Origin of the sequence: Arthrobacter sp. 92, from assembly GCF_050260325.1 — a bacterium.
In the GTDB taxonomy this organism is placed as follows: Bacteria; Actinomycetota; Actinomycetes; order Actinomycetales; family Micrococcaceae; genus Arthrobacter.
In genome coordinates this window covers 4,198,679-4,220,211 of record NZ_CP189863.1, presented here as the reverse complement: position 1 = coordinate 4,220,211, position 21,533 = coordinate 4,198,679, and the positions used below count along the sequence as shown (strand labels likewise).

The following is a 21,533-nucleotide window of genomic DNA, read 5'->3' as shown; positions in this document are numbered from 1 at the left end:
TGTAATTGTGGATGCCATCCGGCGTATATGTCGCTAGGGTGGAACCCATGGTGACAGACGACGTATTTGCCGTCATTGCTGAGGCGACCCGGCGTGACATTCTCGTGGCCCTCCGCGCGGGGGACAAAGCTGTGGGGGAACTGGTCGAAGAACTGGACGCCAGCCAGCCCACGATTTCGAAGCATCTGAAGGTCCTCCGCGAGGCACACCTCGTGAGCATGCGCGCCCAGGGCCAGAAGCGCTACTACGCACTGAACCCCACACCCCTTCAAGGTGTTGCCAACTGGCTGGAAACGTTCGACGTCGGCCCGGCCCGCGTTGCCGGGAAGGCGGCTGATGTTCCGGTTCCCACAGCGAAAGCCCAGCCGTCACCGGAGATTTCATCATCCGAGGTTCCGTCAATTGAGGTTCCGTCACCCGAGGGCGTGCCGGCGGAACCGGCCGCGTCGGCACCGGTTCCTGTTCCGGCCGTGGCCGGAACAGGCCGCTCCGCCGGCGGCCAGCTGAGTCCTGCCGTCGCCATACCGGTGGCGACGACGCCGGACGACACGGTGCCGCAGCAGATTGGCCGCACCGTGGGCCGGGCCGCCACCAGGGCCGCGGACCTGATCGCCAATCTGCCGAAGTTCGGCCGTAAGAAATAGCCCCGCGCCCCGCCCCGCCCAACTGACTCGCCCGCCCCGCCCAACTGACTCGCCCCGCCCAACTGACTCGCATTTGATGCCGCCAAAACGCGGAATGAGGGCATTAACTGCGAGTCAGTTGGGTGCGGGGCGGGCGGCAGGTAAGTGGCACGCGGGCGTTGGAGCCCCTACTTGCCGAGGATCCGGACGTGGTCCGGGTTCAGTTCCGAGATGCGGCTGACGCCCAGCAGGGCCATGGTGCGCGCCATGTCCTTCTCCAGGATCTGAAGGGCCCGGTCCACGCCCGCACGGCCGCCGGCCATCAGCCCGTACAGGTAGGCCCGGCCGATTAACGTGAAGTCCGCGCCAAGGGCCAGCGCCGCGATGATGTCCGCGCCGCTCATGATGCCGGTATCGAGGATGATGGCAGCATCCGAGTTGTCCGCGGTGAACGCTTCCTTTACCTCGGGCAGCAGGTGGAACGGGATGGGTGCCCGGTCCAGCTGGCGTCCGCCGTGGTTGGAGAGGACCACGCCGTCGGCGCCGTGGTCCACCACCTTGCGGGCGTCGTCCACGGTCTGGATCCCCTTGACCACGAGCTTTCCCTTCCAGGTCTCGCGCAGCCAGTCGAGGTCTTCGAATGTCAGCGTCGGATCGAACATGGAGTTGATCAGGTCCGCCACAGTGCCGGTGTAGCGAGAGAGCGAGGCGAAGGTGAGCGGTTCGTGGGTGAGGAAGTTGAACCACCAGGCCGGCCGGTAGGAGGCGTCCAGCACGGTCTTGAGGGTCAGGGCCGGGGGGATGGTCATGCCGTTGCGGACGTCGCGGAGGCGTGCGCCGGCAACGGCGGTGTCCACCGTGACCATCAGGGTGTCATTGCCTGCCTTCGCGGCGCGCTCGATCAGTTCCAGTGAGCGGTCGCGGTCCGTCCAGAGATAGAGCTGGAACCAGTTGCGTCCGTTCGGCGCCGCCTCCGCAACGTCCTCGATGGAGGCGGTGCCCATGGTGGAAAGCGTGTAAGGAATGCCGGCGGCTTCCGCGGCCTGCGACCCGGCGTATTCGCCTTCGGACTGCATCATGCGGGTGAATCCGGTGGGCGCGATGCCCACAGGCAGCCTCGACGGCTTCCCCAGAATGTCAGTGCTGAGGTCGATGCTGGAGACGTTCCGGAGGATGCCGGGACGGAACTCAATGTCCAGGAAGGCTTCACGGGCGCGGCGCAGGGTGATCTCGGCCTCAGCCGCGCCGTCGGTGTAATCGAAGGGAGCCTGCGGGGTGCGGCGCTTGGCGATCTCGCGCAGCTCCCAAATGGTGCTGGCCCGCCTGAGCCGGGCTTCCTTGCCGAACTCGGGCTTCTTGAACTGCATGAGGGGAGCCAGATCGGAGTACTTGGGGAGGCGGCGTTTGAGGGCTGCCGGCACCGGGCGCCAAGGCGAAGCCGCTGCCAGGCCGGCGCCGGGAAGTCCAGTAGCCGCTGCGGCGGGGGCGTCAGTTGCTTCCGGCGCGGGCGTGGCCTCTGGGTTGTTCGGCTGGATTGTGTGGGTCATGGCTGCCTCCGTTGGTGGGCCGGTAACGTGATGCGCAGGGCGCCGCCCGTCAGGACAGGCGGCTGGCGCAAATGTGGTCTAACCACACTGTAGGGGATATGGTCCAACCACATCAAGTATTATGGGCAAATGCGTACCCATCAGCTGGTCCTGACATGGATCGAAGACCAACTCTCCAGCGGGCAGCTTGCTTTGGGCGGGCGGCTCCCGGCTGAGCGCACACTGGCGGAGCAATTGAAGGTTTCGCGCACCTCGGTTCGTGAAGCCATCCGGATTCTGGAGGCCATGGGCGTGGTCCGCCCCGGCGTGGGCTCGGGTCCCGAGGCCGGAACCGTGGTGATTGCAGATCCCACGTCGGCCCTGGGCTCCGCGCTGCGGTTCCACGTGGCCACCTCGCACCTGCCCGTGGCGGACATCGTCCAAACCCGCGTGCTGCTGGAATCCTGGGCAGCGGCCCGCGCGCGCGCGGATTCGCCGGCGCTGGCCGAGGCCGCCGGACTGCTTGAGCAAATGGACGCGGGCTGCACCACGGAAGAGTTCCTGGCGCTGGACGTGCGCTTCCACCTGGCCTTGGCTGAGGCCGCCGGCAATGCCGTGGTGAGCGCCATGATGGGTTCCCTGCGTGAGGCGATTCAAAGCTATGCCGGCAAACTTACCGCCAACCTTCCGGACTGGGAAGCGACTGCCGCCCGGCTGCGCGCAGAGCACCGCGAGATCCTCGTTGCCATTAAAAACCACGACGGCGGCCGGGCGGCCGGGCTCGTGGCAGCCCACATCGAGGGGTACTACAAAGAAGCCGGGCTGGGCAACCCGTCCTAAGCTTGGCGTTCCGGCCGCCCGCTGATTGGCCCATACGCCTTCGGCCGACCCGTGCTGCCGCGAACCTCCAGGAGCGGCTGGAATACGGTGGGGCTGTCAGTGCCGCCCTCGGGCCCTGTGTGCCGGATAAGATCCCGCATGCGGTGCCACGCCTGCTGCCCCAGTTCGGTGATGGGAACGGCGGCCGTGGTGAGCGGAGGGGTGGTGTAGCGGGCAAAGGGGATGTCGTCGAAGCCGGCGACGGAAATGTCCTCGGGCACCTTGACGCCGCGTTCGTGGAGTCCGCTGAGCAGGCCCATGGCCACGAGGTCGTTGAAGGCGAGGATTCCGGTGGCGCCGCTGGCCATCACTGCAGCCGCTGCATGGTGCCCGGCGTCGAAGCTGGAGCCACCGTCCAGCATCCGCACGTCAATCGCGGGGTGGGCCGTTTTGAAATTTTCGAGGCCCTGGAGGCGCAGTCCGTTTGAGGCGCTGCGGCCAGGCCCGGCGAGAAAGGCAAGCCGGGTGTGGCCCAGGTCCATGAGATGTTCTGCCAGCTGCTGGATGCCTTGGGCGTAGTCCACCATCAGGCTGGGCGCTCCGGTACCTGGTGTGCGGCGGTTGATCAGCACCATGGGGTGCAACGTGGGCGCCAGCTCCTCCAGCTCTGCGTCGCTCATGCGGGGAGCGCACAGCACCAGCCCGTCACAGCGGCGCCGGGCCTCCCCGGCCAGGATCGCTTCCTCGCTGGAGACTTCCGAGGAGTCCCCAATCAGGACGCGATAGCCGTCCTGGGCGGCGGCCATGCTCAGGCCGCGGAGGATCGCCTGGAAGGTGGGGTTGGAGAGGTCAGGAACCACCATTCCGATTGTGTCGGTCTTACCCAAGGCAAGGCTTCTGCCCACGGGATTGGGGTGGTAGTTCAGCTCCGTGGCGGCAGCGCGCACACGCTCGGCGATGGCCGCATCAACGGTGACGTTGCCGTTCATCACGCGCGAAACCGTGGCATGCGAGACGCCTGCCTTGAGGGCGACGTCGGCAATGCCGATTCGCCGGGCGGTTGATCGTCTGCCCAAGGGGCCCCCTCCGTAGTCTTCCTGGCCAGGGCCGCACGTCGTGGTTGACCTGGCTGTCGCGGCCTTGGTACAAAGCTTATAAGGAGAAAACGCTTTCTCTTATTAGTCCCTGGCATGTCCCGGACGTCGAACGGCCGGCATTACCGCTTTCGAAAGGGCCAGTTCCATGGCTGAAGCAGCCAGCACCGCCAGTCCGGGCCGCGGAGCCCCCGCGGCAGCCCGGATCCCATCCCCGGCCGGGGACGCCACCAGATCCCGCATCGCCATCATCGGCACGGGCGGCCGAGCGGAAATGTACATCAGGGCCATCTGCGGCCGGCACTCCGACGCGGCCACCCTGGTGGGTCTGTCCGATAGCAACCCTGGACGGGTGGAGTTTTATCAAAAGCTGATCAGGGAACTGGGGGAAGCGTCGCCCGTTCCGTCCTTTGAGCCGGGTGAGCTGACCGCATTCGTCCAGCACCACGGGATCGACCGCGTGGTAGTCACGACACCGGACTACACGCACGCGGACTACATCGTAAGGGCGCTGGAGGCGGGTGCCGACGTCGTCGTCGAGAAGCCGCTGACCATCAACGCTGAGGGCTGCCGCCGCATCACCGAAGCCGTGGGGCGCACGGGCAGGAATCTAGTTGTCACTTTCAATTACCGGTACTCGCCGCGCAACAGCGCCCTCAAGGAGATCATCCAAAGTGGTGTGATCGGGAAGGTGACCTCGGTGGATTTCAGCTGGGTGCTTGATACCGTCCACGGTGCCGACTATTTCCGCCGCTGGCACCGTGACAAGAATAATTCCGGCGGCCTGCTGATCCACAAGGCCTCCCACCACTTTGATCTCGTTAACTGGTGGATAGATGACGTTCCCGAGCGGATTTTCGCCTCCGGAGGCCTGAAATTCTATGGCGAAAGGAACGCCGCGGAGCGTGGCTTGGGCGCCCGGCCCGAACGGGGGACGGTCGACTCGGACGCCCAGGATCCCTTCGCCCTGGACCTGCGCGAGGATGAACGCCTCCGGGAGCTGTACTACGACAACGAGCACTTCGACGGCTACCGCCGCGACCAGGATGTGTTTACCGCGGGGATCACCATCGAGGACAATCTTGCGCTGGTGGTGGACTATCAGGGCGGCCCAACGCTGAGCTATTCGCTCAACGCCCACAGCCCCTGGGAAGGCTACCGGGTGGCCGTCAACGGCACCGCTGGCAGGGCGGAACTTGAGGTGGTGGAGCGCGCTTCGGTGCGGCGGGGCACGGAACGGAAAACCGTGGTGGATCCCAGCGCGGTGCTGGTGGAAGGAGACGAGACCGTCCGCCGGAACGGCGAGCGGCTGGTGGTCCAGCGGCACTGGGAGGCTGCCTACGAGGTGCCGATCGTCAATGGGGAGGGCGGTCACGGGGGCGGCGACGAGCTGTTGTTATCCGACCTCTTCAACGGGCCGGGAGAGGACCCGCTGGGGCGGCCGTCGGGGTACTTGGACGGTCTGCGCTCCGTGTCCGTGGGGATCGCCGGCAACCGGTCGCTGGAATCGGGCCTGCCAGTTCACGTCGCTGATCTCGGACTCGGCATCGACCTCCGACGCGGTAACTGAAGCGCACCTTCCGCCACCATCGCCATGGCCGGGTGGACCTGGCGCTCTGGGACCTGCAGGCGCGCCAGGCAGGCCAGGTGGAAGAGGCGCCATGGTGCCGACGGAGGTCCTGTCACGGGAAAATCACCGGGCGGAAACGTGGCGGCAATCTTCCTGAAGGAAGCTGATCTTAGTTATTGAGGACCCTAGGGGAGGAGCCGATCATGGCCGCAGGCGATGTGCCAGTCGTTCGGGATTGTTCGGAGCTGTCGGAGGGCCAGGAAATTGAGGCCTGGCACAATGGCCGGCTGTTCCACAAGGGCACTGTGGAGCGGGTTCTGCCCTCCGCCGGGTTGTTCTGGATCACGGACGAAAAAACAGGCAGCCGCAAGCTCCTGGATGTGGAAGCGCTGAAGATCATCAGGGCCGAAGCGCGGGTGGCCCGGGACGAGGTTCAGGTCCTCACGGAACAGCGAAGCTTCCAGCCAACCATCGTCTGGTTCTCCTCGGCCTGAGCCGAGGGTCCCCACGAGTGCGGCCGCGGCTGCCGCACTCGGGCCGCGGGTCCGGGTACGGCTCCTTACTGGCGCCGGGTGCTCCGCCGGGCGACGAGTTCCGGGGTAAATACCACTTGGCTGTGCACGTGGCCGGCCTCGTCGTCGATCTCGTCGAATCAGGAGTCCGAGCGCCAGTTGGTCGTTGGCGGCAAACACGGCGTCCGGCCGCTTCGACGGCTGGAGATTGGCGATGAGATCGCCAGTTTGGCGCCCGCGGTGAAATTTGAGGTCGGGAGTTTCGAATAACTGAATCCGGATCCCCGCCTGCGCCGCCGCATCGGCGGCGCCCCGGTAGCGGTCCTCGACTTGCTGCAGCGTGAACGGGCCGCCAACGAACGCCGGCCGCACCGCCCCGACGCTCAGGAGGTGGGCCAGGGCCGTCGCGCCGCCGGCGACGTCGTCAACGGAGACCGAGCAGAATTGGTCCGCTCCGGCGAGCCGGTCAACGAGCACCGAGGGGATGCCCCGCGAACGCATGGTTTCGAGCCGTTGAAGCGTTAGTCTGAGTCGACCAGACGGCCAGCCAGTGGGGAACTTAGACACTGAAGAGGTGGCTGTTTGGGCACCGCCATGTGACGGCCCGATTTGGCGCCCGACGCGGGGCCCGTTTATGGTGTGCTTATGACTAACCGTTGGTATGCGTATTTTTCGTTGGCTCTGGAGGGGCCCGCGTCTAACTGACACGCATCCAACTTTCCTTCAGAGCCAACAGGGCAGAGATCATTCTCTGCCCTTCGCCATTTCCCGGCGGGTTCTGATCAGGGCCCGCTCCGCACCCGGAACAGGACCCGCACATGAGCACCGCAGCAACCACCGAAACGCATCCTTCCCATTCAGAGGAAAACACGCCGATCCGGCAGTCCACCTCCAATCTCAGGGTGAGTGAGTTCACCCCGCTGCCCACTCCCCAGGAAATGGTTGCGGAACTTCCGCTCGACTCCCGCGTGGCGGGCGTCGTCGAACGCGGCCGGGACGAAGTCCGGGCCATCATGGACGGCGTGGACGACCGCCTGCTGGTGATAGTGGGACCGTGCTCCATCCACGACCCCAAGGCCGGGCTGGAATACGCCCGCCGGCTGGTCAGCCAGGCGGAGAAGCACCGGGAAGATCTTCTGATCGTGATGCGGACCTACTTCGAAAAGCCGCGCACCACCGTGGGCTGGAAGGGCCTCATCAACGATCCCCATCTGGATGGCAGTCATGACATCGCCACCGGGCTGAGGGCAGCACGCCAGTTCCTGAAGCAGGTCACTTCGCTGGGCCTCCCCACCGCCACCGAGTTCCTGGAACCGATCAGCCCGCAATACATGGCCGACCTGGTCTCCTGGGGCGCCATCGGTGCCCGTACCACCGAGAGTCAGATCCACCGTCAGCTGGCGTCCGGCCTCTCCATGCCCATCGGGTTCAAGAACGGGACCGACGGCGACCTTCAGGTTGCAGTCGATGCCTGCAGCGCCGCTGCGGCCGCCCAGGCGTTCCTGGGGATCGACGGCGACGGGCGGGCCGCGCTGGTGGCCACGGCCGGCAACCCGGACACACACCTGATCCTGCGCGGCGGACGCAAGGGCCCCAACTACTCCGGGGCGGACATTCTGGCCGCTTCCGGCAAGCTCGCGGCCAAGGGGCTCAATCCCCGGCTCATCGTCGATGCCAGCCACGCCAACAGTGGCAAGAGCCACCACCGCCAGGCTGAAGTGACGCTGGAAATCGGCGCCCAGCTTGAAGACGGCGGCGCGGCTGCTGGAGCGATCGCCGGGGTGATGCTGGAGAGCTTCCTGGTTGGCGGTGCCCAGAACCTGGACGTGGCCGATCACGCCGCCGGCATCGACGATCTGGTGTACGGCCAGAGCGTGACGGATGCCTGCATGGAATGGGACGTCACCGCCTCGGTGCTGGGCCAACTCGCGGCCTCGGCAAGGAAGCGCCGAGGTGCGATGGAGCGCTGATCTCGGGCCCGTTTTCCAGCGGCAGGGCGCCATTTTACGGCGGTCCAGGCCGGCAAAAACAGATTGCCTTAATGACTTTCACAATGGCACCATCAGCCACTAGAGTATCTAGCACAAGGTTGGTTGATGGCTCAGCATCGGCACACCGCACTGAGGTTTTTTGGGGTTGCCATCATCAGCTGTTAACAAAGGAATAAGGGAAATGTCCGCAGAGTCGAACTTCTCGAACGCGCAGTTCCTGACTGTGGCCGAAGTGGCCGAGCTTATGCGCGTTTCCAAGATGACCGTCTACCGCCTTGTCCATTCCGGGGAGATGCCAGCCGTTCGGTTCGGCCGTTCCTTCCGGGTGCCGGAATCCGCCGTTGAGCAGTATGTCAAGGGCGCAGTGGTTGACGGCCAGTCAGACACCGCCTGAAATTCCGCGAGGTCACAATTCCCCGCAGTGCGGCCGGCTCCAGCGTGCCGGCACGGCTGCGGTCAGTGGAGGCCCCGGATAAGCGGTACCCTGTTAGGGAACGTTTTTCGTTATTGTAAGAATCTGTCAGTTGTTTGGTCTGTTGCTTAGTCCGCGGACGTCTTCCATCAGACAGGTACTCCTTCTAGTTTGTAAGGAACTTTCGTGGGTTCAGTTATTAAGAAGCGTCGCAAGCGTATGGCCAAGAAGAAGCACCGCAAGTTGCTTCGTAAGACCCGCCACCAGCGCCGCAATAAGAAGTAGAGATACTTCACAAAGCGTAAATGCCCGCCACCTCTGAGGTGGCGGGCATTCTTGCGTCCAGGGACGTCTCCCAAAATGTCGGGCCCTGCCCCTAGAGGCTGCCCCTAGAGGCTGCCCCTAGAGGGACGGACCGCGGAAGCGGCTGAACCCGCGCCAGAGTCCATAGATGGCCCCTCCCACGGTGGCAGCCTTGAGCCCCAGGGTGGCGGCGCGCCGGCCCGAGCGGAAATCGTAGACCGGCCAGTTGTTGTCGCGCGCGTGCCGGCGGAGCCGTCCGTCCGGGTTGATGGCCACGGGATGGCCCACCATGCTCAGCAACGGGATGTCGTTATGCGAGTCGCTGTAGGCCCAGCACCGCTTGAGGTCCAGGCCTTCGGCGTCGGCTATGCCCTGGACGGCCACAGCCTTGGCCTGACCGTGGAGGATGTCGCCCACCAGGCGGCCGGTATAGGCGCCGTCCTCGATCTCGCCCACGGTGCCCAACGCGCCGGTGAGCCCCAGCCGGGTTGAAATCACCGTGGCCACTTCGATGGGCGTTGCTGTCACCAGCCAGACCATCCGGCCCACGCGCAGATGCTGCTGCGCCAGGGCCTTGGTGCCGGGCCAGATCCTGGACTCGATCATTTCGTCGAAAACTTCCTCGCCCAGGACCTTGATGTCCGCCACCAGGATTCCGGCCGCAAGCCTCAGGGCAGTTTCACGGACTGCATGGACGTCGTCCATGTTCTCGCCGCGAAGCACGAACTTGAACTGCTTCCATGCCATGCCGGCGGCCTGGGGAATGGTGAACGCTCCGCGCTGGTGCATTTTCCGGGCCACATGGAAAAGGCTCGCGCCCTTCATCAGGGTGTTGTCTACGTCGAAGAAGGCCGCCTCGCCCTGTTGCGGCCGTGCAACGGGCGCTCGGGTAACAGCGACGTACTTCTCCTGGGCCATGACTTGAGTCTAGTCAATGGCCGGCGCTGCCACCGTCACGGCGGGCGCGGGATGCCAGGGCGGGAGGGCCGGGCGGAGGTGCGCAGGAGGAGGTCCGTCGACGACGCCCCGCGCACCGGGCTACCGTTGACGTATGGCTAAACCCGACGTCGTCCTGATCACCAAAGCTGACTGTCACCTCTGCGAGGAGGCGCGCGACGCCGTCGGACGGGTCACTGCCGCACTGGGACTTCAGTGGAGCGAACAGTTGGTGGACAACCGGCCGGAGCTGCGGGAGCGATACGCCGAGGAGATCCCCGTGGTGCTGGTGGATGGAATCCAGCGCGACTTCTGGAAGATCGACGAAACGCGGCTGGCCCGCGTGCTTCGCCAGGCCATGGGCAAGTAGCGGACTGTGGACCCCTTAGCCCGGAAACCGCATGGTGCCGGCCTCGGGGGCGCGGGCAGACGCCGTGGCCTGCCGTGACGGCCGCTTTGTTGGCAGCAGAGCCGGGGTCCTAGAGTGGAGTCACAACGTAACTCAATGGAGCAGATAGTGACTTCGCTGGAATCATCCCCCGAGGCTGTCCACGGTGACACGGGAACCGTGGCAAAGCAGATTCCGCCTGCTGCCGTGGCGCGGCTGACCATTTACCTGCGCGCCCTCACCACCATGCTGGCAGAAGGTGTTGAACGGGTATCCTCGGAGTCCCTCGCCGAGGCCTCAGGCGTGAGTTCATCAACGCTCCGCAAAGACCTCTCGCATGTGGGCTCCTACGGCACGCGCGGCGTCGGCTACGAAGTGCAGTACCTCAGCCGGAATATCTCCGCAGCTTTGGGCCTGACCCGGGACTGGAAAGTCGCCATTGTTGGCGCCGGTAACCTGGGCAAGGCCCTTGCCCGCTACGGCGGATTCGAGTCCCGGGGCTTCGACGTGGTGGCCATTTTCGACGCCGACCAGATGGTGGTGGGCAACGAGGTGGGCTGGCTGCGGGTCAGCGACGTGGCCGATCTCGAAACGGTGCTTCACCGGACCGGCGCCAACATGGTGGTGCTGGCGCTCCCGGCGGCCGTGGCCCAGGGAGTATGCGACCGTGTGATTGCCGCAGGGGTCAGGAGCATTCTCAGCTTTGCCCCCGTGATGCTTCAGGTTCCGCCGGATGTGAACCTGCGCAAGGTGGACATGGCCACCGAGCTGCAGATCCTGGCCTACCACGCGCAGCGCACGCAGGCTCCGGGAGACGGCCGCTAGATCACGCCATCCCCGTCAAGCCGCACCGTCAGCGGAGGTAGGGGCTGGAATATGCCTGTCGTGCCCGGAAATACGGTGCCGCGGCGGGGAGGTACAGCAGGACCATGGCCGCCGCTCCAGCGAGAATCGCCGGCGTCCCGAGGTTCATCTGGAGGACGCCGAGGAGCGAGAATGCGGCCAGGACGGTGCCAAGGATCCGGGCCCAGTTCCTGCCTTTTCGGATCTTGAAGGCGACCAGCAGATACAGCCCGGCCCCGATGGCGGTCATGGCGAAGACCATTGCCACAATGATGCCCTTCAGCGAGTTGAAGTCGACCTTCGAGCCGCCGGCTGCCAGCCGGGCCTCGAACTGACGGCGCAGGGCGGGGTCGTCAATGACCGATAAGGACATCAGCACCGACGCCACCCACAACGCGCACGCTCCGATGAGCAGCCAAAAGGAAATATTCACCAACCCCGGGGCGCCCCCGGCGGCGCCCTGCTGGGGCAGTTCCGAGGGGTAGGCCATGTACTGGCGCTGCCCGTAGGCGGGGTGCGGCACGTGCCCAGGCTGCTGCGCCTGCCCATACTGGGGCTGGGCGTATGGGGGTGCCTGAGTGAATTGCGGCGCCTGCCCGTACTGCGGCGCCTGGCCATATTGCGGCGCCTGGCCGTACTGGGGCTGCTGGCCGAACTGGCCGCCGGGCTCGGGATGATTCGGATTGGACGGATGGACGGGCGGCTGGCTCATTCCTTGATCCTCTTCTGTGTCGACTACTTCTAATCGGCTACCGGGATCAGCGAAGGTGTCCTGCCCCCAGCATGGTTGGATACACCGTACCCCGCAGTGGGCGGCAGTAGGATCAATTTTTGGGCAATATTCCCGGGCACCAATCTGCCCGGGAAGGCATCGGCCCTTCCCGGGCAGGCAGCCGGAAGTGCCCGGAGGTCAGGACCTACCTGCCGTACGGGTTGCCGGGCTGCGAGTAGGGGTTGCTGAAGGGCTGCTGCTTCCGGAAGTACGGCGCTGCCGCGGGCATGTACAGCAGTACGATTGCCACAATTCCGAGAAGCGGCCCCAGCGATCCGACGCTGGGCGGGAAGAGGCTGAAGATCGAAAGCGCGGCAAACACCGTGCCCAGGATGCGGGCCCAGTTCTTGCCCCTACGGACGTTGAAGGCCACCAGCGCATACAGGCCGACGCCGATCAGGCCGATCGCCACCATCGTGCCGATCACCACGCCCTTGATCGACTCGAAATCGATGTTAGCGCCGCTGCTTGCCATCTGCTGCTCGAACTGACGGCGCATGGCGGGGTCGTCGAGGGCCGGAATTGCCAGCAGCAATGAAATAATCCACACCGCAGCAGCCGCGGCGAGCAGCCAGAAGGAGATATTGACCAGCTGCGGAACGCCCCCGGCCGCCTGGGCCTGGGGGAACTGCGACGGGTACTGGGTGTAGGGGGACTGGCCGTACTGCTGCGGAGCCTGCCCGTACTGGGGAGCGTTCTGCCCGTACTGCGGGGCGGCGGGCGGCTGCTGGCCGTACTGGGGAGCGTTCTGTCCGTACTGCGGGGCGGCGGGCGGCTGCTGGCCGTACTGGGGAGCGTTCTGTCCGTACTGCGGGGCGGCGGGCGGCTGCTGGCCGTACTGGGGAGCGTTCTGTCCGTACTGCGGGGCGGCGGGCGGCTGCTGGCCGTACTGGGGAGCGTTCTGTCCGTACTGCGGGGTTTCAGGCGCGGGCTCGCTGCCGGACTCGGGTTCGTTCGGGTTGGACGGGGGGACTGGCGGAGTGCTCATGGGAGGTCCTCTTTGCGTCGACTGCTTCTTCATCGGCTACCGGGATCAGCAACGGTGCCCTGCCCCCAGCATGGTCTGTCTACACCGTACCGCGCCAGGACCCGCAGGGGATCATTCCGGAGGGCGAATAAACCGGCGGTTAAACGCAGCACCCCGCCCCGTCGGTGAGACGGCGCGGGGTGCTGTTGGGCGCTGGGGCAGGACTTAGGCCGCGGGAGCGATGAAGGCCAGTTCGAGGTTGATGGCAACCTTGTCGCTGACCAGGACGCCGCCGGCTTCGAGGACTGCGTTCCAGGTCAGGCCGAAGTCCTTGCGGCTGATGGTGGTTTCAGCGGTGAGGCCGGCGCGGGTGTTGCCGAATGGATCCACAGCCACGCCGTGCAGCTCGGTTTCCAGGCTCACCTTACGGGTCACGCCCTTGATGGTGAGCTCGCCCTGGAGCTCATAGGCGTCGCCCTTGGGAACGATGGCGTTGGAGACGAAGGAGATCTCCGGGAACGTCTCGACGTCGAAGAAGTCTTCGCCGCGGACGTGGCCGTCGCGGTTGGCGTCGCCGGAGTCAAAGCTGGCGGTCTTGATGGTGGCGTTGACCTTGGAGTCGGCCACGTTCTCGGCCAGGTCCAGGGTTGCTTCGGCGTCCTTGAACTGGCCGCGCACCTTGCTGATACCTGCGTGGCGAACCGTGAAGCCGATCTCGCTGTGCGAGTTATCGAGGGTCCAGGTGCCGGTGTTGACGTTAGCGGGAAGTGCCATGGTGTTGCTCCTTGTGTCGGGTGGGAAGTGCGAAGAACATCTGATCGCCAGCCAAAACCCCATTTGTTGAAGTCTCAACTAACTGCTTCACCCAGTATAAACATGCATTTGCATCTTTTATTCCAACTCCGGGAAACATTTCTTCAAACTCTTCAGTTCTACTCTCGGTAGAAGATTTCGAATCGACCGGCATCTTTGAGAAACTAGTACACATGCCCCAAGCCACTGTTCATCTGCTTCGCCACGGCGAGGTCCATAATCCGGACGGCATCCTCTATGGCAGGCTGCCGGAATTCCACCTCTCCGAGCTGGGGCGGCAGATGGCCGCAACCCTCGCCGATCACTTCAGCGAGCGCGTTTCGCAGGGCGCCAACATCGTCCATCTGGCGGCGTCGCCGTTGACCCGGGCGCAGGAAACGGCCCTGCCGATTTCCGAGGCGCTTAACCTCGAAATCCATACGGAAGCCCGCATCATCGAGGCCGGAAACCACTTTGAAGGCCTCAAGGTCAATAAGGCAGAGCTTCTCAAACCCAAGCACTGGCCTTACCTGCGCAATCCCTTGGTCCCGTCCTGGGGCGAACCCTACAAGGCCCAGGCCGCCCGCGTCATCGCAGCGGTCCAGGACGCGCGCCGCCGCGCCATCGAGCTCGGCGGTGAAAATGCCGAAGCCATCCTGGTCAGCCACCAGTTGCCCATCTGGTCCACGCGGCTCAGCGCGGAGGGCAAGCCCCTGTGGCACGATCCCCGCAAGCGTGAATGCACGCTCACCTCGGTCACCTCCCTGGTGTTCGACGACGCCGGCGCCCTCGTGCGGGTGGAGTACAACGAGCCCGCAAGCGCCCTCCTCCCGGGCGCCTCGAATACTCCGGGAGCCTGAGCGTGACAGGATTCGCACACGGCAACACCCACCGTTCCGCCTCGCGCCGCAGCGTCCTCGCGGCCGGCGGCATGGCCCTGGCCGCCCTGACCCTCGGGCTGTCCGCGTGCGCCCAGGACGACGCCCTGGCCAAGCAGGCCAAGGCCGGCGACAACAAAAACTACGTGGCCGGCGACGGTTCCGTCACGGAATTCGCCGCCGCGGACCGCAAGGCACCCGTCAGCATCAAGGGCACACTCTTCGATGGCACGGCCGTCCAGCCCGCGGACTTCGTGGGCAAGGTCACCGTGCTGAACTTCTGGTTCGCCGCCTGCGCGCCCTGCCGGGTCGAAGCGCCTTCCCTTGAAGCCCTGCACCAGGAATACAAGGGCCAGGGCGTCCAGTTCTACGGTGTGAACCTTCGGGACGAGAAGGCCGCGGCCGAGGCCTTCGACAAGACGTTCAACCTCACATACCCCAGCTTCAACGACAAGGACGGCGGCGTGCTCCTGGCTGTCTCCGGCCTCGTACCTCCCGGTGCCGTGCCCACCACGCTGGTGCTGGACAAGCAAGGCCGGGTTGCCTCCCGTATCCTTGGCGAGATCCAGAAGGGCACCCTCAAGTCCCTCATCGCCGCCGCCGTGGCCGAGTAGCGGCGGCCTGCAGATCGTGAACAGCCCCTTCGCCGAAGCCATCCTCAATGGTTCGCTGCTGCTTGCCATTCCGGTGGCCCTGCTGGCCGGTTTTGTGTCCTTCCTCTCGCCCTGTGTGCTGCCGCTGGTGCCGGGATACCTCGGCTACGTCACGGGACTGACCGGGGTGGACCTGCAAAAGCAAAAGCGGGGGCGCATGCTGGCCGGCATCGGGCTTTTCGTGCTCGGCTTCTCCGTGATCTTCGTTCTGCTCGGCGGCGCGTTCGGTCAGCTGGGCACCCTGATCACCGGCTCCCAAAATGCGTGGATCACCCAGTTGCTGGGGATTCTGGTGATCGTGATGGGGGTCGTCTTTATGGGCGGTTTCGGCTGGCTCCAGCGCGACGCCAAGATCCATGCAAAGCCGCCGGCCGGTCTCTGGGGTGCCCCGTTGCTTGGCATCACCTTCGGCCTGGGCTGGGCGCCGTGCATCGGCCCCACCTATTCCGCGGTCCAGCTGCTGAGCCTCTCCGGCGGTTCATCGGCGGCGAAGGGTGCGCTCCTGGCGTTTGTGTATAGCCTTGGCCTGGGCATCCCGTTCCTGCTGATTGCCCTTGCCGTACGCCGCGGAATCGGCGTGATGTCATTCTTCCGGACACATCGGCTGGCCATTCAGCGGACCGGCGGCGGCATCCTGATAGTCCTTGGCCTGCTGATGGCCAGCGGCGTGTGGGGAGCCTGGGTTTCCGGGTTGCAGTACTGGTTCCAAACCGATGTGAAGTTGCCGATCTGATGAGCGAGCGCGTGAACGTAAAGAAGAAGTCCCCGAAATCCAAGGATCCCCAAGCCACGGACAACCGCGACGGCAATAAGAGCAGTGACAAGCCCGAGTCCGATGGCCGGGCTGGCGGGGGCCCGGCCCCCGTTGCCGCGGCGAAGGCTGACGCCGTGTTGCCGGCCCTTGGACTCCTGGGCATGCTGCGCTGGGCCTGGACCCAGCTGACCAGCATGCGCACCGCGCTGTTCCTCCTGTTGCTGCTGGCCGTTGCCGCAGTGCCGGGCTCGCTCTTCCCGCAGCGCCCGGCCAATCCCTCGATCGTCACGCAGTACATCGCTGACCACCCGGACTACGGGAAGATCCTGGACTCGCTGCAGCTCTACGACGTGTATTCCTCCGCCTGGTTCTCGGCCATCTACATCCTGCTCTTCATCTCCCTCATCGGGTGCGTGGTGCCGCGTGCTATCGCGCATTACAAGGCGCTGCGGTCCCAGCCTCCGCGCACTCCGGCACGGCTGTCCCGCCTTCCCGAATACGGCACCATGGCGCTGCCCGCGCAAGCCGGCATCCCGGCGTCGGACGCCATTGCGGACGCCGCGCGGCTGCTGAAAAAACGCGGGTACCGGGTTGAGATCAGGGACCACGACGGCGAGCGGCCGTCCTTGGGGGCCGAGCGCGGACTCCTGAAGGAAGTGGGAAACCTGGTCTTCCACACCGCGCTGATCGGCGTGCTGGTGTCCGTGGCGCTGGGCGGCCTCTTCGGCTACAGCGGGCAGCGCATCCTGGTGGAGGGCGATACTTTCGTGAACACCCTGGTGGGCTATGACCAGTTCACCCCTGGCACCAACTTCCAGAGCAGCCAGCTGCAGCCGTACTCCATCCAGCTGGACAAGTTCAGCATCACCTTCGACCGCGAATCGAAGGGCAAGTACGGCCAGCCCATCGACTTCACGGCAAATGTCACCACCAAGGACACCCCGGATTCGCCGGCCCAGAAGCAGGTGCTGAAGGTCAACGATCCCTTGAACCTGGGCGGAACCAGCGTCTACCTGACCGGCAACGGCTACGCCCCGATGGTGACCATTCGCGACGGCCAAGGCAACATCTCCATGCAGGGACCGGTGGTGGCCAAGCTGCAGGGGGACAACTACTACTCCTCCGTGGTGATCAAGGTTCCGGACGCCAAGCCGGACCAGCTGGGATTTGCCGGGTTCTTCCTGCCCACCGCATTTGTCTCCGACAAGGGCGTCTCCTTCAGTGGCGATCCCGAGCTCATCAACCCGCAGCTCACCTTGAACTCCTACTACGGGGACCTCGGGCTGAATAACGGCGCCCCCCAGAACGTCTTTGAGCTGGACGTCAAGAAGTTGACGCCGCTCAACGCCCGGAACCTTCCCACCAAGGGCATCACCCTGGCACCCGGGAGCAGCTACACCCTGCCGCAAGGCAAGGGCTCCATCAGTTTCGACGGCGTGAAGCGTTATGTCGGCGTGGACATCCACCACAACCCGGGCCAGCTCTACGCCCTGATCTTTGCACTGACGGCCGTGGCCGGCCTGGTGACCTCCCTCTACGTGAACCGGCGCCGCGCGTGGGTCCGGACGGGCACCCACGAGGACGGCCGCACCATGGTGGAGTACGGGCTCCTTGCCCGCGGTGAGGACCACCGCCTCGCCGCCGAAGCCGCGGCCATCCGCGCGCTGCTGGCGGCCGAATGGGGCCTCGCCGAGGCAGGCTCCGCCCCGCCGTCGGCTCCCGCGGACGGTGCCCAGCCTTCTCCCAGCGGGAGGGCGGATAATGACCGGGCGGACCGTGTGGCGAACCATGCCGCTCCGGCACAGCCCGCAGCAAACTCGATCCAGCCAACAGCAGCCTCCAAGAAGGACCAGTAATGTTCCCCATCAACGAAACCATGGGCCAGTACAGCGAGCTCTTTATGCTGCTGGCGGCCGGCACCTACACTGTGGCGTTCATCGCCTTCGCCTGGGATCTGGCCAAGAGCAGCAAGGCCCTCCGCGCCGTGGACCTCAAGGCGGCCGCGGCTGCCGGAGCGGCCGCAGCGCCGCTCAAGGTCCCGGTCGGGGCCGGCGTGGGCGCCGCCGGATCCGTGGACCGTGCCGACTCGGACGTCAGCGGACCGGCGGGCCGGGCCGAGCGCCCGTCGTCGGCTGTGGGCGCCGCGTCCCAGGGAACCGGTGCCGGGCAGACGGCCGACGGCGGCATGCGCTACGGCGCCGAGCGCAGGGCGCCGGCCCGTGTGGCTGTCGCCGTCACCGTGCTGGGCGCCGCGATCCACGCCGCCGGCGTGATTACGCGGGCCATTGGCGCCGGCCGCGTGCCGTGGGGCAACATGTACGAATTCCTCACCACCGGCGCGTTCGTGGCCGTCGCGGTGTTCCTGATTGTGCTGATCCGCCGCGACCTGCGCTTCCTGGGCACGTTCGTGATCGGCCTGGCCATCATCATGCTCGTTGCGGCCTCCGTGGCGTTCTGGACTCCCGTTGGACACCTCGTTCCGGCGCTGCAGAGCTACTGGCTGGTCATCCATGTGTCCATCGCCGTGATGTCCTCGGCGCTGTTCACCCTCACCTTCGCCATGTCCGCCCTCCAGCTGCTGCAGTCGTACCGCACCAAGGCCGTGGCCGCCGGAAAGCCGGACAAGCTGGGCTTTATGCGTCTGGTGCCCTCCGCGCTGAGCCTGGAGAACCTGTCCTACCGGATCAACGCCATCGCCTTCATCGGCTGGACGTTCACCCTGATGTTCGGCGCCATCTGGGCCGAGAAGGCCTGGGGACGGTTCTGGGGCTGGGACACCAAGGAAGTGTGGACCTTTGTGATCTGGGTGGTCTACGCCGGCTATCTGCACGCGCGCGCCACCCGGGGCTGGACCGGAACCCGCGCAGCATGGTTGTCGATCGTGGGCTACCTGTGCGTGGTCTTCAACTTCACAATCGTGAACCAGTTCTTCAACGGGCTGCACTCCTACTCCGGGCTGTAGCGAGTCCACCCGGCGGCTGACGCTGGAACCGCAGGCCAGGTCCCTTGATGAGGGGCCTGGCCTGCGGCGTTAAGGAGGCGTTAAGGAATCGCAAAGATCCCGCCCGCCGCCGTTGTTGCCCTCCGCGCGGGTGTTATGTTCGGCAGAGATCGCGATGCACTCTGCAGCGCGGAAAGGCATGGATGACAACGTTAAGCAGGCCGCCGGCCGACCCCTCGGCCCCGCGCCCGGGCGCCAAGGAGAATCTGCGGACCTGGCTGCTTTTTGGCCTGCAGGACAGCAAGGGCACCCACCAGGGCCCCGGAGCGGTGAGTGACGCCCACCTGAGGAAGCATTCGTGGTGGCAGGTTATGTGCCTGACCGGCGTGGACTACTTCTCCACACTGGGCTACCAGCCGGCCATCGCCGCACTCGCTGCCGGTGTGGTTTCCCCGCTGGCCACCTTGGTGCTGGTGGCGGTCACCCTCCTCGGCGCACTGCCCGTTTACCGGCGGGTGGCGGGGGAGAGCCACCGCGGTGAGGGTTCCATCGCCATGCTGGAACGCCTCCTGCCCCGGTGGGGCGGGAAACTCTTTGTGCTGGTGCTCCTCGGCTTCGCCGCGACGGACTTCATGATCACTATGACCCTCTCGGCCGCCGATGCCACCGCGCACTTCATCCAGAACCCGATCGTTCCCAGCTGGATGCAGGGACAGAACGTGGCCGTGACGCTCTTCCTCCTGGCGCTGCTGGCAGCCGTGTTCCTGCGCGGGTTCAAGGAGGCCATGGGGGTGGCCGTCGTCCTGGTGGTGGTTTACCTTGGGCTCAACGTGGTGGTGGTGGTCACCACCGTCCTGCAAGTGGCCGCACATCCCGCTGCGGTAGGCGACTGGTGGCAGGCGCTGACCACCTCGCACGGCAACCCGCTCATGGTGGTTGGCATCGCGCTGCTGGTCTTCCCCAAGCTGGCGCTGGGCTTGTCCGGCTTTGAGACCGGCGTGGCGGTTATGCCGCAGATCCAGGGCCACCCGGACGATACCGAGGAAAACCCCGCGGGACGGATTGCCGGTGCCCGCCGCCTGCTGACCACCGCCGCCGTCATCATGAGCGTCTTCCTGATCACCACGAGTTTCACCACCGTGGTCCTCATCCCGGAGCAGGAGTTCCAGCCAGGCGGTCAGGCCAACGGCCGCGCCCTGGCCTTCCTGGCCCACGAGTACCTCGGTGTTGGGTTTGGCACGGCTTACGACATCAGCACCATCGCCATTCTGTGGTTTGCCGGAGCCTCGGCCATGGCCGGGCTGCTGAACCTGGTGCCCCGTTACCTGCCGCGCTACGGCATGGCACCCCAATGGGCCAAGGCTGTGCGTCCGCTGGTGCTGGTGTTCACGGTGGTGGGGTTCATCATCACGTTCCTCTTCAACGCCGACGTCGACGCCCAGGGCGGCGCGTACGCCACCGGTGTATTGGTGCTGATGACCTCGGCCGCCGTCGCCGTGACGCTGTCGGCGCGCCGGCAGAAACAGCCCAAGCGCACCATCGGCTTCGGCGTGATCGCGGTGGTGTTTATTTACACCACAGTGGCCAACATCTTTGAACGGCCCGAGGGCATCCGGATCGCGGCCGTGTTCATTCTGGGGATCATTGTGATCTCGCTGCTCTCCCGGGTGCGGCGCTCCTTTGAGCTTCACGCCACCCACGTCCATATGGACCGGCAGGCCCTGGAATTCATGTCCTCGGACATCAGCGGGCCTATCGGCATCATCGCCCACGAGCCGCTCCGGCTCAGCGCCCAGGCCTACGAGGACAAGCTCACCTCTGCCATCGAGGTCAGCCACCTGCCGGTGGACTACCACGCGCTGTTCCTGGAGGTGATCGTCGATGACTCCTCAGACTTCGAAACCGAGCTGGAAGTGAAGGGCGTGGTGCGGCACGGCTACCAGATCCTGGAAGTACACGGCCCGGTGGTGCCCAACACCATCGCGTCGGTGCTCCTGCACATCCGCGACGTGACCGGCCTGATGCCGCACATCTACTTCCGCTGGACCGAGGGCAATCCGGTCACCAACCTGCTGAAATTCCTGTTCCTGGGCGAAGGGGAGATCGCCCCGGTGACCCGCGAGGTGCTTCGGGAAGCCGAACCGGACGTCACCAGACGCCCCTGGGTCCACGTCGGTTAGGCGGGACGGGTCGCGTCCTTAGGCTGGTCGGTTAAACGATTTCGGGGCTTCGGCCAGTTGGTCCGGAGCGGGCTGAGCGGTTCGCTCCGCCTAAGCGCTGTGGGCTACGCGGTCCAGGTGGGCTCGGCCTCGCCGGTGGCCCTGGCCTCGCTGAGGCTGGCCGCCACCGCGGCGGCCTCCTCGTAGGTGGCGGGCGCCTTGTCCCTGAATGCGGCGTCGGCCTCCCTGCCCAGGACGCCCGTGGCCAGAACCCGGACCTTGACCTCGTCGCCCTCGTCGGATTCGCTGCACGCCAGGATGTCGCCGTGAACCTTCGACGAGGCGGCGGCCGTGCCCGGTAATGCCTGGAAGATTATCCACCAGCTGCCGCCCTCGCTGTCCGCGAAAAGGTGGCCGTGCTTCGAGGTGTAGGCCGCGCCGTTGACGCCGCGGCCCCCGTAGCCGGAAACGTTCTCGGCCAGCGCCGCGAAACGGGCGCCGCCTTCTGGCCCTCGCCGGACGACGCTGTGCGCGCGTGCGTGGGGGAAACCTTCGCCTTGGATCATGGCGTCCCTGTTTCTACTTGGTGGAACGGATGAA

22 protein-coding genes and 1 pseudogene are annotated in these 21,533 nt (G+C 65.6%); 15 read left to right on the top strand and 8 right to left on the bottom strand.

The features are described 5' to 3' along the window. Nucleotides 1–47 precede the first annotated feature (47 nt). Complete coding sequence (locus ACP4XC_RS19625) at nucleotides 48–644, top strand: metalloregulator ArsR/SmtB family transcription factor (RefSeq protein WP_427172374.1); 597 nt, start codon at nucleotides 48–50, stop codon at nucleotides 642–644. 167 nt (nucleotides 645–811) lie between these two features. On the opposite strand, the gene ACP4XC_RS19620 is transcribed toward ACP4XC_RS19625, so the two are convergent. Then, nucleotides 812–2,170: an alpha-hydroxy acid oxidase gene (locus ACP4XC_RS19620; protein WP_427172373.1), complete on the bottom strand. Its 1,359-nt coding sequence runs from the start codon at nucleotides 2,168–2,170 to the stop codon at nucleotides 812–814. Between the two features lie 129 nt (nucleotides 2,171–2,299). Here ACP4XC_RS19620 and ACP4XC_RS19615 point away from each other — a divergent pair, with 129 nt between their 5' ends. Next, complete coding sequence (locus tag ACP4XC_RS19615; protein ID WP_427172372.1) at nucleotides 2,300–2,989, top strand: FadR/GntR family transcriptional regulator; 690 nt, start codon at nucleotides 2,300–2,302, stop codon at nucleotides 2,987–2,989. Here ACP4XC_RS19615 and ACP4XC_RS19610 read toward each other — a convergent pair. Continuing rightward, a complete protein-coding gene (locus ACP4XC_RS19610) occupies nucleotides 2,986–4,044 on the bottom strand; it encodes a LacI family DNA-binding transcriptional regulator (protein WP_427172371.1) in 1,059 nt (352 codons plus the stop codon). The genes ACP4XC_RS19615 and ACP4XC_RS19610 overlap by 4 nt on opposite strands. 166 nt (nucleotides 4,045–4,210) lie before the next feature. Here ACP4XC_RS19610 and ACP4XC_RS19605 point away from each other — a divergent pair, with 166 nt between their 5' ends. Together ACP4XC_RS19605 and ACP4XC_RS19600 are read left to right on the top strand one after the other, a co-directional pair. Further along, entirely contained in the window at nucleotides 4,211–5,632 is a 1,422-nt protein-coding gene (locus ACP4XC_RS19605; RefSeq protein ID WP_427172370.1) for a Gfo/Idh/MocA family protein, read from the top strand. 203 nt (nucleotides 5,633–5,835) lie between these two features. Then, nucleotides 5,836–6,126 (top strand): hypothetical protein, encoded by a 291-nt coding sequence (locus ACP4XC_RS19600; RefSeq protein WP_427172369.1) that lies wholly within the window; start codon nucleotides 5,836–5,838, stop codon nucleotides 6,124–6,126. A gap of 219 nt (nucleotides 6,127–6,345) precedes the next feature. On the opposite strand, the pseudogene ACP4XC_RS19595 reads toward ACP4XC_RS19600, so the two are convergent. Next, nucleotides 6,346–6,645: pseudogene (locus ACP4XC_RS19595) on the bottom strand (LacI family transcriptional regulator); the annotation flags it as partial. Between the two features lie 317 nt (nucleotides 6,646–6,962). On the opposite strand from ACP4XC_RS19595, the gene ACP4XC_RS19590 reads away from it, so the two are divergent. The 3 genes from ACP4XC_RS19590 (at nucleotide 6,963) to ACP4XC_RS19580 (ending at nucleotide 8,832) form a co-directional block, all read left to right on the top strand. Then, nucleotides 6,963–8,114 carry a 3-deoxy-7-phosphoheptulonate synthase gene (locus ACP4XC_RS19590; protein WP_427172368.1) on the top strand — a complete coding sequence of 384 codons (1,152 nt, stop codon included), beginning with the start codon at nucleotides 6,963–6,965 and terminating at the stop codon, nucleotides 8,112–8,114. 202 nt (nucleotides 8,115–8,316) lie between these two features. Then, a complete protein-coding gene (locus ACP4XC_RS19585; protein ID WP_427172367.1) occupies nucleotides 8,317–8,529 on the top strand; it encodes a helix-turn-helix domain-containing protein in 213 nt (70 codons plus the stop codon). Nucleotides 8,530–8,733: 204 nt separating this feature from the next. Further along, complete coding sequence (locus tag ACP4XC_RS19580; RefSeq protein ID WP_003792170.1) at nucleotides 8,734–8,832, top strand: 30S ribosomal protein bS22; 99 nt, start codon at nucleotides 8,734–8,736, stop codon at nucleotides 8,830–8,832. Between the two features lie 117 nt (nucleotides 8,833–8,949). Here ACP4XC_RS19580 and ACP4XC_RS19575 read toward each other — a convergent pair whose 3' ends face one another. Continuing rightward, the gene (locus ACP4XC_RS19575; protein ID WP_427172365.1) at nucleotides 8,950–9,768 is read right to left on the bottom strand and encodes an HAD family hydrolase; all 819 of its coding nucleotides are present in this window, start codon (nucleotides 9,766–9,768) and stop codon (nucleotides 8,950–8,952) included. A 133-nt stretch (nucleotides 9,769–9,901) separates the two neighbouring features. Here ACP4XC_RS19575 and ACP4XC_RS19570 point away from each other — a divergent pair, with 133 nt between their 5' ends. Together ACP4XC_RS19570 and ACP4XC_RS19565 are read left to right on the top strand one after the other, a co-directional pair. After that, nucleotides 9,902–10,156: a glutaredoxin family protein gene (locus ACP4XC_RS19570; protein WP_427172364.1), complete on the top strand. Its 255-nt coding sequence runs from the start codon at nucleotides 9,902–9,904 to the stop codon at nucleotides 10,154–10,156. Between the two features lie 147 nt (nucleotides 10,157–10,303). Beyond that, nucleotides 10,304–10,999, top strand: coding sequence for a redox-sensing transcriptional repressor Rex (locus tag ACP4XC_RS19565; RefSeq protein ID WP_427172362.1), 696 nt, complete (start codon nucleotides 10,304–10,306; stop codon nucleotides 10,997–10,999). A gap of 28 nt (nucleotides 11,000–11,027) precedes the next feature. Here the strand turns inward: ACP4XC_RS19565 and ACP4XC_RS19560 are convergent, their stop codons facing one another. The 3 genes from ACP4XC_RS19560 to ACP4XC_RS19550 all read right to left on the bottom strand — a co-directional run bounded on the left by ACP4XC_RS19560 (nucleotide 11,028) and on the right by ACP4XC_RS19550 (nucleotide 13,530). Further along, entirely contained in the window at nucleotides 11,028–11,729 is a 702-nt protein-coding gene (locus ACP4XC_RS19560; RefSeq protein WP_427172361.1) for a hypothetical protein, read from the bottom strand. Nucleotides 11,730–11,934: 205 nt separating this feature from the next. Then, on the bottom strand, nucleotides 11,935–12,777 hold the full coding sequence (locus ACP4XC_RS19555; protein WP_427172360.1) for a hypothetical protein: 843 nt from the start codon (nucleotides 12,775–12,777) through the stop codon (nucleotides 11,935–11,937). A gap of 204 nt (nucleotides 12,778–12,981) precedes the next feature. Then, entirely contained in the window at nucleotides 12,982–13,530 is a 549-nt protein-coding gene (locus ACP4XC_RS19550) for a YceI family protein (protein ID WP_427172359.1), read from the bottom strand. Between the two features lie 212 nt (nucleotides 13,531–13,742). On the opposite strand from ACP4XC_RS19550, the gene ACP4XC_RS19545 reads away from it, so the two are divergent. From ACP4XC_RS19545 to ACP4XC_RS19520, 6 genes are all read left to right on the top strand, one after another. After that, complete coding sequence (locus ACP4XC_RS19545; RefSeq protein ID WP_427172358.1) at nucleotides 13,743–14,408, top strand: histidine phosphatase family protein; 666 nt, start codon at nucleotides 13,743–13,745, stop codon at nucleotides 14,406–14,408. Nucleotides 14,409–14,479: 71 nt separating this feature from the next. Then, nucleotides 14,480–15,040: a TlpA family protein disulfide reductase gene (locus ACP4XC_RS19540; RefSeq protein WP_427175171.1), complete on the top strand. Its 561-nt coding sequence runs from the start codon at nucleotides 14,480–14,482 to the stop codon at nucleotides 15,038–15,040. A 16-nt stretch (nucleotides 15,041–15,056) separates the two neighbouring features. Continuing rightward, on the top strand, nucleotides 15,057–15,812 hold the full coding sequence (locus ACP4XC_RS19535) for a cytochrome c biogenesis CcdA family protein (RefSeq protein WP_427172357.1): 756 nt from the start codon (nucleotides 15,057–15,059) through the stop codon (nucleotides 15,810–15,812). Then, a complete protein-coding gene (resB, locus tag ACP4XC_RS19530; protein ID WP_427172356.1) occupies nucleotides 15,812–17,689 on the top strand; it encodes a cytochrome c biogenesis protein ResB in 1,878 nt (625 codons plus the stop codon). The genes ACP4XC_RS19535 and resB overlap by 1 nt, the downstream gene beginning before the upstream one ends. Beyond that, entirely contained in the window at nucleotides 17,689–18,795 is a 1,107-nt protein-coding gene (ccsB, locus tag ACP4XC_RS19525) for a c-type cytochrome biogenesis protein CcsB (RefSeq protein WP_427172355.1), read from the top strand. Before resB ends, ccsB begins: the two co-directional genes overlap by 1 nt. A 182-nt stretch (nucleotides 18,796–18,977) precedes the next feature. Then, nucleotides 18,978–20,954, top strand: coding sequence for an amino acid transporter (locus tag ACP4XC_RS19520; RefSeq protein ID WP_427172353.1), 1,977 nt, complete (start codon nucleotides 18,978–18,980; stop codon nucleotides 20,952–20,954). A gap of 104 nt (nucleotides 20,955–21,058) precedes the next feature. Here ACP4XC_RS19520 and ACP4XC_RS19515 read toward each other — a convergent pair whose 3' ends face one another. After that, the gene (locus ACP4XC_RS19515; protein WP_427172352.1) at nucleotides 21,059–21,499 is read right to left on the bottom strand and encodes a hypothetical protein; all 441 of its coding nucleotides are present in this window, start codon (nucleotides 21,497–21,499) and stop codon (nucleotides 21,059–21,061) included. Nucleotides 21,500–21,533 lie beyond the last annotated feature (34 nt).